The sequence below is a fragment of the Sphingomonas sp. SL1004 genome (genome assembly GCF_057815015.1).
On sequence record NZ_JBYMUX010000002.1, the window covers coordinates 104,555 to 119,483 of the forward strand.

General features: G+C 64.7%; 9 protein-coding genes and 1 pseudogene. 8 read left to right on the plus strand and 2 right to left on the minus strand.

The window, feature by feature from the left end; genetic code table 11:
- Positions 1-43 precede the first annotated feature (43 nt).
- A complete protein-coding gene (locus tag AC3D24_RS21210; protein ID WP_489033450.1) occupies positions 44-1,291 on the minus strand; it encodes an HD-GYP domain-containing protein in 1,248 nt (415 codons plus the stop codon).
- A gap of 139 nt (positions 1,292-1,430) precedes the next feature.
- Between AC3D24_RS21210 and AC3D24_RS21215 the strand changes: the two genes are divergently transcribed.
- The 4 genes and pseudogenes from AC3D24_RS21215 to AC3D24_RS21230 all read left to right on the plus strand — a co-directional run bounded on the left by AC3D24_RS21215 (position 1,431) and on the right by AC3D24_RS21230 (position 4,578).
- Complete coding sequence (locus AC3D24_RS21215) at positions 1,431-1,679, plus strand: response regulator (protein WP_489033452.1); 249 nt, start codon at positions 1,431-1,433, stop codon at positions 1,677-1,679.
- A gap of 379 nt (positions 1,680-2,058) precedes the next feature.
- Positions 2,059-2,361, plus strand: a pseudogene (locus tag AC3D24_RS21220) (DUF2252 family protein); the annotation flags it as partial.
- Between the two features lie 104 nt (positions 2,362-2,465).
- Positions 2,466-3,188, plus strand: coding sequence for a DUF2252 family protein (locus tag AC3D24_RS21225; RefSeq protein ID WP_489033454.1), 723 nt, complete (start codon positions 2,466-2,468; stop codon positions 3,186-3,188).
- A gap of 526 nt (positions 3,189-3,714) precedes the next feature.
- Positions 3,715-4,578 (plus strand): AAA family ATPase, encoded by an 864-nt coding sequence (locus tag AC3D24_RS21230; RefSeq protein ID WP_489033456.1) that lies wholly within the window; start codon positions 3,715-3,717, stop codon positions 4,576-4,578.
- On the opposite strand, the gene AC3D24_RS21235 is transcribed toward AC3D24_RS21230, so the two are convergent.
- Positions 4,575-4,703 carry a hypothetical protein gene (locus AC3D24_RS21235; RefSeq protein WP_489033458.1) on the minus strand — a complete coding sequence of 43 codons (129 nt, stop codon included), beginning with the start codon at positions 4,701-4,703 and terminating at the stop codon, positions 4,575-4,577. The two genes, AC3D24_RS21230 and AC3D24_RS21235, sit on opposite strands and share 4 nt — an antisense overlap.
- Between AC3D24_RS21235 and AC3D24_RS21240 the strand changes: the two genes are divergently transcribed.
- The 4 genes from AC3D24_RS21240 (at position 4,677) to AC3D24_RS21255 (ending at position 14,373) form a co-directional block, all read left to right on the plus strand.
- Entirely contained in the window at positions 4,677-7,145 is a 2,469-nt protein-coding gene (locus AC3D24_RS21240; RefSeq protein WP_489033459.1) for a hypothetical protein, read from the plus strand. The genes AC3D24_RS21235 and AC3D24_RS21240 overlap by 27 nt on opposite strands.
- Positions 7,146-7,163: 18 nt before the next feature.
- Positions 7,164-7,544, plus strand: a complete 381-nt coding sequence (locus tag AC3D24_RS21245; protein ID WP_489033460.1) for a hypothetical protein — start codon at positions 7,164-7,166, stop codon at positions 7,542-7,544.
- 180 nt (positions 7,545-7,724) lie between these two features.
- A complete protein-coding gene (locus AC3D24_RS21250; RefSeq protein WP_489033461.1) occupies positions 7,725-8,138 on the plus strand; it encodes a hypothetical protein in 414 nt (137 codons plus the stop codon).
- 214 nt (positions 8,139-8,352) lie between these two features.
- Positions 8,353-14,373: an AAA family ATPase gene (locus AC3D24_RS21255; RefSeq protein WP_489033463.1), complete on the plus strand. Its 6,021-nt coding sequence runs from the start codon at positions 8,353-8,355 to the stop codon at positions 14,371-14,373.
- Positions 14,374-14,929: the final 556 nt, after the last annotated feature.

Below are 14,929 nucleotides of genomic sequence, written 5' to 3' on the forward strand. Positions count from 1 at the left end.
CATGTCTTTAGGGTTTTCATTGGGCATCAAGATTACACCGTGCTCAGCGTATGATCTGTTCCGACATCGATTTCCAATCAGCCAGCCCCCATGATGCCGGATCCTCTTCCCCCATGATCTGGTCGTGACTGAGCGTGTCGCCGATCGGAACGTCCTCGTGCGGAATGACACATCGCTCTCGCGTGGAATAGAAAGCGCGAACCATGACGCGGGAAGCACGTCTGCCGTTCGGCATCACGACACCCAATCGGTTCGAGCGAAGGAGCACAAGCAGGCCAGCGGGAAAAACACTCACCGTCTTCATGAACTGAAACAACAGGCCGGGGTCAAAATGCCCGGTCCATTCATGCATGCGAGAGATTGCTTCCTGCGGCGTCCACGCGGACTTGTAGGCGCGATCGGAGGTCAGCGCATCGTATACGTCACAGATCGCGCCGATCCGCGCATGGAGGCTGAGGACGTCTCCGGTCAGCTTGAATGGATAGCCCGTTCCATCCATCCGTTCGTGATGATGCCGGCAAACATCCAGAACGATCGGCGGGATACCCGGGGCAATGCTGAGCAACCGGTAGCCTTGCTCAGGATGCGTGCGCACGAGTGCGAACTCTTCGGCGGTCAAAGACTCTGGTTTACTGAGAATATGGGTCGGAACAACGATTTTGCCGACATCATGCAAAAGGCCCGCCATCCCAAGATCGAAGATCACCTGGGGGGACAGATCAAGCGTGCGCCCTAGCGATACCATGAGCGCGCTGACCGCGATAGAATGAACATACGTATATTCATCGCGCGACTTCAGTCGGGTCAGCCGTATAAGCGCAAAGGTATTACGCGTGAGAGACGCTGAGATTCCTGCCACCAGCGGCGCAACGTCGTCGGTTTGGATAGCGTGACCTAAGCGAATATCCGCGAAAATTCGTCGCATCTCCAGCGTCGACTGCTTGATAAGCTTGGTCGCGGACGCGCGCTCCTCGGCGAAGCTGCAAACGCGGTCGGAGGCGCTGGCGGTCTTACGTAATGCGTTCGGACGGGCCTGCTCTGCGACGAGAAAAAGGGGCTTCGGAGACCGCGCGCGATCGCCCGCGATCGCCATGCATTCCGCTTTTGCGGCGCGTCCCCGGCTTTCATCGATGACGAGCGTCTGCAGATCCGATGTTAATATTTTATCCCGATCCTGCGGCGCCTTGAGCAGAAACCGGGGCAGCCAGAACGGATGTTGCAGCCACGGACCATCGAAGGCATGAATGAACATTCCGACAGTGACTTGGTCCCGTGAGATTCGTTTCAGCACCGACGCCTCCTAAGCCACTCTTTAAAGACATTTTATTAAATATCCGTTTGGGTACATTGGCGAGGGCACGACCGTCTGCATCTACCTTTCGCAGCACGTCGGCGATGCGGATGAAGTCGTCGACCTTGCCGAGGTGGAAATGGCCATTCAAGGCAAGGGCGAAACCATCCTCGTGGTCGACGACGAAGCCACCATCCGCCACTCGGTGGATGAAGTGCTCGACGACGTCGGATACACCGTCATCGGAGCGGCCGACGGCGCGGCAGGTCTCAAAGTCCTGCAATCAGGGGCGCGGATCGATCTCCTCATCACCGACGTCGGGCTGCCCAATGGCTTGAACGGCCGGCAGGTGGCGGATGCCGCTCGATCGCTGCTGCCCGGTTTGTAAGTGCTCTTCATCACAGGATATGCCGAGAATGCCGCGGTCGGAAACGGTCACATGGAAGCGGGTATGGAGTTGTTGACCAGCCGTTTGCCATGGCTGACCTTACGCGCAAGGTGCAGGATATCCTCTCGTCCTGACGGGAACGACGATTGGCCATTTCCCGTTCGAATGAGGCCCTTTATCGGCATGGCGTCCGTCGGACGAGCAGGCCGGGGACGGCAAGGGCAGTGTCAGTCGCTTTGGCGCTGCCGTTTGTGTAATCGCGACATCGCCGCTCGACGGGTCATGCATCGGTCCGTCCGCATCCCCATTTGAAAGTTCACCCACGGCCGTTACCCCGAACGAACGCGCAGCCGTGCTGGCGCGAACCCGCGACCTCAAGATGGCGCGCTCGGTCCATGCCGATGTTCGCGGCAACACGGCGCAACTCTACGAATGGCTCGAAGCGTCGCCAGTGGCCGCCAGCATTCCAGAAGGCCCGGCGGTATGGATCTGCGGCGATTGCCACCTCGGCAATCTGGGGCCCGTGGCGGACGCCGATCGTCATGTTGATATTCAGATCCGCGATCTCGATCAGACCGTGATCGCCAATCCCGCGTACGACCTCATTCGCCTTGGCTTGTCGCTCGAAACCGCAGCGCGCAGCTCGGACCTGCCGGGTGTCACGACCGCGCGGATGATCGAAGCGATGATCGATAAATATAGTCGTGCGCTGACCCCGACCGTCGACGAAGATCCGCGCGAACCTGATGTCATACGGTCGGTGAGACGGCAGGCGATCGGCAGGCGGTGGCGGCATCTTGCGAAAGATCGGTCGGAGGATGTCAAACCCACGATCCCGCACAACAAGCGCTTCTGGAAGCTTGCGAGCCCGGAAGAGAACGCATCGTCGCGTCGTTCGCCGAAAAGAAGGTCCGAGCGCGCAGCTTGGAGCTGGCCGGCTTGGCAGGCGACGGACGTGTTCGGGTGGTCGATGCTGCGTACTGGCGCAAAGGGTGCAGTTCGCTCGGGCGCCTCCGCTTTGCGGTGCTGATCTGCGTCTCAGATGGGAAGGCAAAGAATAACCGTCTCGCGCTGGTCGACATCAAGGAGGCTGTTACGTCTGTGGTGCCAACAAGGAACAGGGCGCCAACGCAGCGGGACCCGGCCGAGCGCGTACTCGCGGGCGCCAAGGCCCTGTCGCCTAACCTAGGAAATCGCATGATTGCGGCACAGCTTCTCGACAAGCCGGTCGTCCTCCGCGAACCGGCGCCGCAGGATCTCAAGATTAAGGTCGATCAGTTCAGCCGCAAAGAAGCAATTGCTGCGGCTTCCTATCTGTCGCTCGTCGTAGGCGAGGCACATGCCCGACAATTGAGCGACAGCGCCAGGCTGGCATGGCACGACACGCTCACGGCGCGCGACGGCAAGCTCGACGCGGCGTCGTGGCTACGGCAATCTATCGTTGCGATGGCTGGAGCTCATGACGTTGGCTATCTGGAACATTGCCGCCGCTTCGCGTTGAACAAGTGATTAGGTCCTGCGAAATTTTGGAAGTCGAAGTTACCAGATGTCCCCTTCCGTATTTGACTCCATACCCGACACTCGCGAGCTCATCGCCGCTCCCCGGAAGCGGTCATCTGTTCATCTCGGCAACGGGCCGTAGAGCAGTGAGCGAAGCGGGCTGTGAAGGGCTGAAATGGGGTGGGTTCAACGGGTGGTCGCAACGCATCATTCTCATGATGAGAAGGAGTGTTGTGATGAAGCCGCGTCGTCGGATAGCCGAGAGGCAGGTTTAAGATCCGATGGAGAGCACTGCTGGAGTTCAAACGCTCGGTCGTATGGCATCTACGCCTTTCCCCAGCCGTTCTCGGACCTCCATGAGTTCCCCCAACAAGTTTACCGGCGTATCGGATGCGACGATCCTGCTCAGTCGATATCAACATCTCGAGTTCGCGACGGAAATGCCGCAGCGGCCCGTTCAACGGGTACTTGGGGCTAGGTCCGTTGTTACACCGCACTATTGACCGTGTCCCTCTCCGATGCGACCTCTTGCAGGATGATCCTGACAGCAGCAGCTTCCGCGGTAGGCGGCTTCCTCGTCGAGAAGTTCGCGGACAAGGCGATCGACGAGGGCGGCAAGGGCCTCTGGAAGCGTATCACTGACAAGTCCGCGCGCCAGGCATTGGCCGTGGCGTGCGCCGTCGCCATTGAGGCCGCTGCGGCGAAGGCTCCAGCTCTGGCGGAGGATCTGCGTTCGCAAAGCTTCTGCGATGGCGTGATCGTGCCGCTGGTGCGTGGCTTGCTGGAGCGCTCGTCTGCCCTCATCGATGCCGAAACGCTGGCGTCGGAGTACGTCGCGATGTTTGTCGAGCGCTTTGCGGCCGACGAGGGCTCCGATGCGACCCTTATCCGCCTATTTCAGACCGACCGCGCACAATTGGTCTCCGCGTTCGAGGCTTTCTTGGCGAAGTTGAAGGACGAGCTCTATGCGACTGAGCACTGGCGCGAGGCGCAGCACTACCACACAGCTGAGGTCACCTCATCTCAAGTTGGTCGCATACTGACACTGCTCGAGGAGGACCGTGAGGATGCGCGAGCGAGGTTGGTGGACGTCGACCGGGCGCTGGCGGAAGCGGCGGTAGCCTCGGCCGAGATGCGTGCCTGGCCGAGCGACATCCACGGGCTGCGCCTGGAGACACCAGCACTCGGCCGGCTACTTGCGCGGATTAGGGACGAACCCGCGGGCCGCACGCTGCTCGTCGGCGAGGCGGGAAGCGGCAAGTCAGCTCTGCTCGCGCATCTCGCTCCGGCGCTCGAGGACCAAGGGGTCATTGTCTTTGCCATCAAGGCAGACCAGCTGCCGGCATCGCTCGCCAGTCTCGCCGATCTCGCGCGGGCGCTTGGTGGGACGGGGGGCTAGAAGACCGCATCGCGGCGCTCGCCGCCGAGCGGCCTGTCGCCCTGCTGCTCGACCAGCTTGACGCGGTCAGCGACATCATGGACCGCCAGTCGCACCGGATGCAGCTGCTGTTGCAGCTTATCCACCGACTGGGAGCCCGTGCGCGTGCCGGCGACAAGCCGCTGTCGATCCACGTGGTCGTCTCGTCACGCCCCTTCGAGGCCGCCCATGACGCCCGCTTCCAACAGCTCAGGGCCGAGATGCTCCAGCTCGATTTGTTGGCGGAGGATCAGGTCGCGACGATGCTCGCGCATCTTCAGATATCGGGGGACAAGGTTGATGCGGCGCTGCGCCGGACGCTCCGCCGCCCTTTTGCCCTCAAGCTCTACGCCGACATCGTGATCCGCAGCGGCGACGCGGACGGACTCACTCCCGCTGGCTTGCTCGATGCTTGGCTCGCAACGGCCAACCTCGGCGTTGGCGCCGAGCGCCGGGAGACCAGCGACTTCCTGCTAGCGCTCGCCGAGGAGATGGTCGGCACAGAGACCCTCTGGCGACCGGCCGACGCTTTCGACCTCGGGCACGGCGCGGCCGTGCGGCGGGCCGCCGCTGCTGGGCTGGTGGTGCGCTCGGGCGACAAACTCGGTTTCTCGCACCAGTCTTGGCTCGACGACTTCCAGGCGAAGACTTTCCGTACCGGCCGAGATCTCGCCGAGTATGCCTGGGACCGGCAGGACAGTCTTTTCATCCGTGCCAGTGTCCTGCGGGGACTTGAACGCCTCCGCGTGCGCGACGTGCGCGGCTACGGGGCCGCGCTCGAGACCCTGCTAATGTCCAGCCGAACCCGTCGCCATCTGCTTCACCTGATCGCGGATATTATCGCAACGGCCGCGGACCCGCTGCCGTTTGAGATCGCGTGGGTCGCGCACTGGATTCACAATGACGCGCCGCTCGCATCACGTGCCATCCGGCAGATCGGCCCACGCTGGGAGCGCTGGCGCGACGGCCTGCGCGGCGAGTTCCCGACGCTGATGACCAACGAGGCTTTCCATTGGCATGCTGCGAGACTGCTTGCGGAGGAGGTGCGTATCGACGCCGCGCACGTGGCGCGCCTCATCGATCGCTACTGGGACGATCCCGCCCGCGATCGGCTCGTCTTCCAGATCCTCGAGTTGTCCGACTTCGTCGGGTTGGAGGTCAAGGGCCGGCTCCGGACGATCTTCGGGCGCACGCCCATCGAGGATCACTCCATCTCCCACATGGTGCGCACGTTGCGCGCTGAGCAGCGCTTCGAAGACGCGGCGGTGGTGACGGTAATCTGGCTGGAGGCTCAGAACGCCGGACGTAGCGACCATCCCAGCATATACGAGCTCGAGCGCCTCGCTGACGCCGCGCCCCTGACGCTTGCGCGCGAGCTTCTCCCGTGGTTCATCGGATTAGCCACCCAGGACGTCCGCGCCGAACATACCACATTCGCCCAATACCCCCGTTCGAACTCGCTCCCTTACTCCTGGCACCAACGGCGTGAGCAGGGCAGCCCCTTTGAGGCGCTGAACCGATCGCTCTCGCTTTTGGGCAAGCAGGACCCCTCCGCGCTTTGGTATCTGCTGGCGCCTTACGCCCCAACCGAGATCGACGAGGTCCAGGAGCTCATCGCGGTTGGCTTGGCAGCGGCCGGCCAAGCCCTCGCGAAGGAAGCGTTCGCCTATCTGCTCGCCGACACTCGCCGCCTGCAGATCTCGCACATCATCGCCGCCCGCGACGGAATGATCACATCTGTCGACGGCTGGCACTCCCATCAGCTCGTCCGCGCGATCATGCCCGGGCTCGATGACACGCAACTGGCGACCTTGCGCGACATGATCGAGGGATGGTCGTGCTACACCGCGGAGGCCATCGTTACCGACGATCCGGATCTCATTGCCCGTCGCCTGCTTTGGTGCGATCAGGCACGCTTCCCGCTGCTGGAGGCTTTGCCGCCGCGGCTGCTCACGCCGGCGAGACTCGACGCGATCGCCCAGTGGCGCGCGGAAAATCCCGCGCTCGGTCCAGCGGAGGATGACGCCATGGGCGGCTGGGTCGGTCCACCCGTCACTCACGACGAGATGGCCGGGATCAGTGACGACGAGCTCCTCGCGCAGCTGGACGAGTTCCACGACGATTCTGGCGAGCACCGTTGGGATCGTCCGATAAGCCGGTCCGGCGGTTTCCGCGAGCTGGCGCGCGCGTTCGCTGAGTTTGGCAAGGCCAACCCGCAGCGTGCCTTCGTGCTAGCGGAGAGGCTCGCCAGCGAGCGGCACCAGCGCGCCGCGGGAGACCTGGTCCGCGAGATTGCTGGCGAGGAGGGCATCGACCAGCAGGCGGTGCTGAACTTGATCCTCGACTTCGATCGGCGAGGGTTTGCTTCCGAGGAGTTCAGGCACGACGCGGCGGGCGCCCTGCAGAAGCTGGCGATCGGCAGCAAGGGCCTCGGCGATGATATCGTCAGCATGCTGGAGAGCTGGATTCAAATCGATCACGAGGCGATCGCTGCACAGGTTACGCGGCGCCTGGAATTCGAGGCGCAGAACAGGCAGAGCCTGAGCTAGGCCGATGAGCGCGAGCCCATGCTGTTCGGTCATGGGTTCGGTATGCAGGTTCTGCCGCAGGACAACTTCACGATCCTGTCGGCGATATCGAATGCGCTGCTATGTCGCAAGGAGCCGGACTGCCAAGCCTGGACCAACGTCCTCGAGCGCCACCTCGCCTTCCCCGAGGATCCCGCGGTCTGGACGGGCATCCTCTTGTGGCGGGGCGACTATCTCCGCTTCGCCGATGCCGAGCAGGTCACGCGAATCTTCGATCGGCTTTGGGACAAATTTCCCGAGGCTTGGCTCGATGTCCGGGTCCTCCGCTTCTGGTGGCAGCTGCGTGCAAGAATATCGGATGACGTGAAGATCAAGGGCATGGCGATTTGGATAGCGGCGGGAGGCGAGCGCGAGAGATAGGCCGCAGGGGAGCTGCTGGCCGCGGCGCACCTAGTCGACCCCGACTCCGAGCTATATCGCCTCCTGTTCAAGCAACTGGACCGCAGCGATGCGTCCACCGAGACCGGAGTGATGTTCAGCGCCTCTGCGGCTTGGCGGGACAGCGACCCCGCGATCCATACGGCCGCGCACGAGCTTGTCATGGCGGCGCTGCCCACTGCTGAGGGCATGCCGGCGCGCGCTTTGGCGCGTGCGGTGAACCGGCGGTCGACCTTCTCGCATGACGCCCGAACCAAGGAGTTCCTGACGGCGCTGATAGGGAACGAGGCTGTGTTCCGAGAGGCGCTCGAGCATCGTTTTTCAAACGCGCTGCAGGACCTGCTGCTCTATCCTGGCTTCGACGAAATCGTGCTGGCTATCGTCGAGAAGGCGGCCGAACTGATTACTGATGGCGGCCCGCGATGGGGGGTGGGCGAGGAACTCGTCCGCGTCGCGATCGCACTTCAACGCAGCGATGGCGCGACGCGATCGCGGGCGATGGATGTGTATGAGCGGCTGCTCGACGCGGCGATCTATGGCGCAGAGGAGGCGGCACAGGCGTCGTTGTCGCGGTGAGGTATCGACGTAGCTAAGCCCGCAGTAATGCTTGAGCAACGCTGAAGAAGACCATTGGCCATCATAAAAAACGGGAGTGCTATTGGCGCGGCTTTTCGGACCTCTGCGTGGTCGGAAATACCGAAGCAAGCAATACGTTGCGACCGCCCCGGCTCTACCCTAATCCGGCGGTGAACAAGTGGGCGCGACCGAAGCCCCGCGAACGGATTGGGCGATGGCGCAAACACCAGGAGCAGGCGAGCGCGCCGCGCGCGGTGGGTTTCGATACCAAGACCGGGCCTCGGCGGTTATCGCCTACCGAGCCATCATGGACGGAAGCCTCACGTTCGTGGCGCTGGCTGACGATCACGCTGGTATGTTCGACGACTTCGTCATCGGCATTGCGGGCAAGGTTGTCGGGCACCAGTACAAGTCATCGGGCAAGCCCAAGGCCGTTGGCATACGAGGCCTGCTCCTCGGCACCGACGCAGTCATATTGGACTGCGCCAAGTCCTTCACGACGCTCGAGCAGCAGTTTCCGGAGGGACGCGTCCTACTCAGATACGTCTCCGTCCACTACGCCGCGACCGGTGACAGGGGAAAGCTCGGGGCGCCCGGCAAGGACTCGGCCGACTTTTTCGAGGAGAAGAGGCGCCATCCCGACCGGTCGCTCGCCGAGTGGCGGGCTGGCTCCTGGAAAACGGTGGTCGAAGAACTGCTGCAGGCTTCTGGCCTTTCCGAGTGCGACTTCGAACGCTTCTTCAACCGCTTCGAGATTGTGCTCGGCGCATCCGCCAACATTGAGGCCAACCACGGCGTCGATGCCGCCGCGCGGACGCAGATCGAAGCCTTGGCGCTCACGCTGGGCGACCTCGTCGGGCGCGGCAACGGCAAGACGCGCTGGACCCGCCGCGAACTGCTCGACGAGCTCGGCTGGGCGGACCGGTTCCACCTCCGTTTCGACCACCGCTTCCCGCTCGGCGCCCACGTCCAGAGCAACGAGGTGAGCGAAGCCGAGCTCGAGACGGCCCTCGCGACCCACGCTTCGGGCTACATCAGCCTGCTCGGGTCGCCCGGCGCTGGCAAGTCGACACTGCTCGAGCGCTTCGTGCGGTCCGGACCGGACCGTGACGTGGCGCGCTACCTCGCCTTCGTTCCCGGCGAAGCGCAGGGACAGGGCCGCGGCGTCGAAGCGAACTTCCTCGACGATGTGAACAGCCAGCTTGCCAGCCTCGGGCACCAGCCGGGACGCGCCAAGGACGACACGGTCGAACAGAAGCGCGAGACGTTCGAGCGGCTCCTGAGCCAGGCCGGGCAACAGCATGCTAACTCGGCCAAGCTGACCGTGATCGTGATCGACGGGCTGGACCACGTCCCGCGCGAGGAGAAGCCGGCCGACAGCTTCCTGCGCGGGCTGCCGCTGCCGCAGAGCCTGCCCGACGGTGTAATCATCCTGCTCGGCAGCCAGCGGGTCGACCTTGCCGACATTCCTCCTGAGGTGCGCGACCAGGCGTCGCAGGACGGACGCAGGATCACAATCGCGCCGCTGAGCGAGCGAGCCGTCGCCGACATGGCCGCGTCGGTTGGCCTCGATGCGCGGCAGACCGACCCCGCGCGGGTCTTCGCGGTGAGCCAGGGCCATCCGCTGGTGACCCGATACCTCCTCGGCAAACTGCTGAAGGTCACGCCGGAGCAAGCCGGTGCGCTGCTTGCCGGGGGGTTCGAATACGACGGCGATTTGGAGAAGGTCTACCGTCAGGCCTGGCGCGAAGCGCGGGACGCCGGCGATGAGATCGCGAGGGTCCTGTACGCGCTCAGCTTCGCCGACGGGCGGATCGAGCCGGAGCTGCTGGCGCAGTGGCTGTCCAGCGGCGCTGTCGACAAAGCATTCAGGCTCGCCCACCACCTAATCGACCACGATGGTCAGTCCTGGCGAATCTTCCACAACAGCTTTCGGCTGTTCTTGCGCCAGCAGGGCGTCACGCTCTACGGCCGGCCGGATCCCAACTTCAGCGACGCGGCGATCTACCGGAGGCTGGCCGGACTGGCGCGGGTCGCGCCCCGCGCAAGCGCGCAGCGGTTTCTCGAATTCCGCTACCTCTTCCTGGCCGGCGACCACCGCGAGGCGGCCGCACTTGCAAGCCGGCGCCACTTCATCGACCAGTTCATCGACGGGCGGCGCAACCACGACGTCGGCAACGACATCGGCGACGCCGTCGCCTGCCTCGGCCCAGACCCCGCCCCAGACGCGCTGCTCGACCTGATGCTGGCGACGGACGAGGTCTGGCGTCGCCAGGACGTCCTCTCGACTTCCGATCGGCTGGTCCCCGCCCAGATCGCGGTCGGCGAGCTAGACACGGCCGTGGCGCAGCTCGAATCTAGCCACTTCGTCGGCGACGAGTGGCTGGTGATCGGCGCTTTGCTGGATAGCGGTCAGTATGACCGCGCCCGCCACCTCCTCGACGGCGAGAACCCGTGGAAGTGGTTCGAGGACGGCCACTCTTATGACACCGGCGAGGCGATGGAGAGTTGGGCGAACCTCGCGGTCGTGCTTCTCGACGACGAGCAGATCGAACGACGCATCCGCATTCCGACGGGCAGGCGGGGAGACGACCAAGACGCGTTCTCCGGCAAGACGCGCGACCAGCACGTCGCCGAGTTGCGTCAGCTACTGGCTCGCGCGATCCTCCGCGACGATGCGGACAAGGAAGTAGCGGAAGTTGCGGCGCGCCACGGCATCAGCCCCGATCGCGTCGCCATCCTCCACCTTGAAGCCGCGGAGGCCAGCCTCGATGCATCGCAGCAAGGGGCAGCGGTCCAGCGCGTGGCCGACTACGAGGCCGCCGCCCGAAACGCGAGGCTGCACGACTCCTGGGACGTCCACGCCGCGCGGATCGCCATCGCCGCGAAGGACATGGCACTTGCACACCGGCTCTTTGCTAAGGTGGCGGTGCCGGATCTGGCTGGTCTCGAACACAGCTCAACGGAGGTCGAGGAGGCGACCAGCACTCTCCTTCGCTTCGCCTCAACCGCCGCCCACCTCGGGCTGGAGCCGATTAAACCCGCCTCCCCCAAGGAAACGCTGTTCAGGGGCGCACAAAGCCATGCGGTCAGGCTCGGCGGCCTGATCGGAACGACCCGGGCGGGACGCCCAATCCCGGTCACAGAGGTGTCCGGCCAGATCAAGTCGTCGCTGAACTTCCTCGCGGGTGCGGTCGCCGACCGGCGCGACGACGCGCTACTCGCCTACCGCATCCGGCACGTCGACAAGCCGATCTTCGGCGCGCTCTGCGAATTGGTCCGGCTGGTGCCCAACGCCGCGCCCGGCTTTGCGACCGCGTTCGAGGCGTGCCTGCTGGCACCGGTCTGCAGCTTCGGCGACAACGCGCACCTACATCGCCGGTTCGCGGAGACAATGTTCGCGTTTGACGGCGACGCCGCGCAGGCCGTCGACCGGCTTGAGCGCATGCATTCATGGCTGAACGGGGTCCGCTCGCCCCAAGAGGCCGTCGACCTGCTGGCCGAGATCGCGATAGCCTTCGCCAACGTCGGCCTTCCTGAGCGGGGCGTTGCGCTGCTCCGCGAGATGCGCTCGCGGACGCTGGGCGCGTACCTGCCGGCCAAGAAGGACGGGCAGTACCAGCTCTGGGAGGGTCTGCTAGCCGCAGCCAACCGGTTGGATCCGGAAAAGACGGCGGAACGCGCCTTCAAGATGCTCCGGTTCACCGCCGGCGTCGAAAACAGCGACGCCCATGACCAGGGCCGGCGGATGTCGAAGTCCGTGCTGGTCGAGGCGATGGCCGGCGGGCCGGCATCGGCCTGGGCAGCCTACGGCTGGGCGAAGTCGTCGGGCGTGTGGCACTGGGACGCCCTTGTCGACGCGGTCGCCCGGGGCATGCTCAGGCGCCGCCCAGACTTGGCACTGCCACTCGCTATGACTTGGGGGGCGCTCTGCGCGCCTTATTACGAGGAGACCTACCACAGCCTCACTGACGAAGGGCAATTCCTCTGCGATCTCGCGGCGGAGGCGGAACCGGACCAGCTTCCCTGGATCGAGCGCGCGGTGGTCACCGTGCTCGAGCGCGACGCGAAGCCCTCGATGCGGTCGAAGCTGCTCAGGACGTTTCGCGACGGGCTTGCCGACCGGGGCCGCGACTCCCCACTCGTCAACGCGGCCGTGCGGCGCTGGAATGACGAGAACGCGCACAACGGCAAGTTCGCATATGACGACGAGCCGCTGGCGGACTACTACCAGCTGCACAGCTTCGCCGAGGTGGAGAGCGCCGTCACCGCCGTCCGCGAATGGCGGGAGGCGCAGACCAGTACCGGCTACGGCGACTTCGTGAATCGGACGCTCGGCAAGCGGATCGGCCGGATCATCGCTGGCAGCCCCTGGGACGAGGTCCAAGCCTTCGCCGCGCGGAATCCGAAGGTCGTCCGGGACCAGCCGGTCAGGAACGCCCTCGCGAAAGCCGCGCTGGCCGCGGGCGACCGCGCCTATGCTGAGGCGCTGTTCCCGAAGAGCAACGGTGAGCAACAGGGCTGGGGCGGCTGGGCCGACAGCAACCTGCTGAACCACCATCGGGCGCGACACCTGCTCGGCGACGCCGCCGCCCACCGGAACGCCAGGCGGGACTTCCTGCGCGACCTCGCCGCTGGGGGCCATGGCACCGGTTCGGCGCTCGCGGGCGCGGATGACATCTTCCCGTTGCTGTTCGAGGAGGTGGACTGGCCCACCCTCTGGTCGCGACTCAAGGAGCAGATAGTAGAATACCACGACTACCGAAAGGAGGCCCCCGTCCCGCACGACGAAGCCGACGGCGGCGACGACTTCGACCTGATCGCCCGCCTCTTCGTCGACGCCGCGCAGCTGGGCATCTCTGATTCCCGCGCCCAGGCCGGCGAAGGCCTGGCCGCGCTAGCGCAGTCGGGCGCAGCCGAGATCTTTCAGCGGGCATGCCAGGATCTGCTCGCCGACCCGTCGACCACTTTGTTCGGCCTCAGACTGCTCTTCGAGGCTAGGGAACGCGATGGCGTCGCCGCCGCCTTGGGCCAAGACGTGATCCGGCTCTTGGACCACCCTGATGGTGGCATCGCGGTGCTCGCGCAGATGCTCAGCCGCGCATGGGGCGTCGCCGCCCCGATCCCGGAAGTGGACCTCTCACCGATCTACTCGCTGCGGCTGCCGCCTCTCGACACGACGACGCGCGGGACGTTGCGCGACGCCGAGTCGCTCGGCCCCGTAATCGACGATCCGGGCGCCTGGACCGAGGGCTTCGAGAGCTGGCTTGAGATGGCCGAAGGCTTCTCCGGCGTGTCCATCCAGAACCTTCGCCGTCGCGTCGCCCAGCTGATCAACGACTGGGGCGGCGCCGAACACTTCGGCGCGAAAGCGACCGAAGAACTACGACGGCGCATCGATCCGCTCGGCCTGCTCATTCCTTTTGTGCGTCCGCACATCGGTGCCTGCATCCGAGCGCTGCGCGTGATCGTTGGCGACCTCTTGCGAGCGGAAAGACTTTCGCGGATGGAATTCGACCTGTTGTTACACCAGCTGGACGGGAGTCCGCTTCTCCCGACCGCGACCCCCGCCAGCGCGCGCCCAGCCGACAGCGACTGGCCATCGCCGCCTGAAGAAAGTTGGAACGTCCGCGCCGACGACTGGCTCCAGGCGCAGAACCTGAAGCGCCCGCACGGCTCGGATCGCGTGGTCGGAGAGTGGGCGAGCTTCTCGCGCGTCGAGTCCCGTTCGCTGTTCCGCGAGCATTCGCTCCTCGCGCGAGGTACGGCGATCGGCGAAGCGGCCAATCTCGACGCCGCGATCGGGCAGCTGCCGAAGGCCTTCTGGACCTGCGGAAACATGATGCTGGATGACGCCAATCCACAGGCGACGATCCGGGTCCTCCGCGTGTCGCTCATCGGGGAGCGCTCAGAAATACTAACGTTCGATCCTGTGCTGGCGCAAGAACTCGGGTGGCGGCCATCGGGCGACGGGAAGTTCACGTTCGTCGACGGCGGCGGGTCGCCAATGGTGACGACCATGTTTTGGCGTGACGGCTGGGAGCAGGAAATGCGCAGCGGCGACGAAGTGCGCTGGGCGGAGGGGCAGCGTGTCGAACTGACCGAAGCGGGACGCGCGCAGATGCTACGGCGCGGCCCCCTGCCTGAAGTCCAACACCTGCGCTGGCGGCAGCTCGACACCCGGCATCCGGAGAAACGCAGCAGTTCCAGCTGGAGGAGCGACGCGACGACGTAGATTGGGCGACGTGATCTGCCCGCTAGACTTTAACGGTGCGGCGGTGCTTCAGAGCCGACCAGCTTCGCGCACTTCATGGCAAACCGAAAAACTGACCTTAAGTCACGGCAGCAGGCGCTACGACGAGCTACACCGCCCTCCGGTACCTCCTCGAATCCGGTGCGCGTCGCCGAACGGAAGTCATGTGCCGTGCGCGACAGAAAGCCGCACGTCTGCTGATCGTATCGCGCGCACATCGCCGCTTGGCTTGATGATAGAGCGGCCGCTAACGGCTCTACAATCCCGAAAGCGGCCGGGCCGCGCTCAACTCGAACCGTCCAGGTTATTCACACGGCGCAATAACTGAACGAACGTCCGCTAACGCCGATCGCTGCCCGAAAACGGACCGGCGGCTTTCCTGAAGAGTTTCGGATGCCGGCAGGCGTACGAAAGTCTTGGAAGCCCGAACCCGCGGGCCGCAGGCGCTGCGCTATGGGGTTTTCGGTTTCCGGCCGTTTTTGGTGGCCCGCGCCATGGCGGATGTGGGCGCGAGCCTGGGAGCAGACTGTCCGGATTC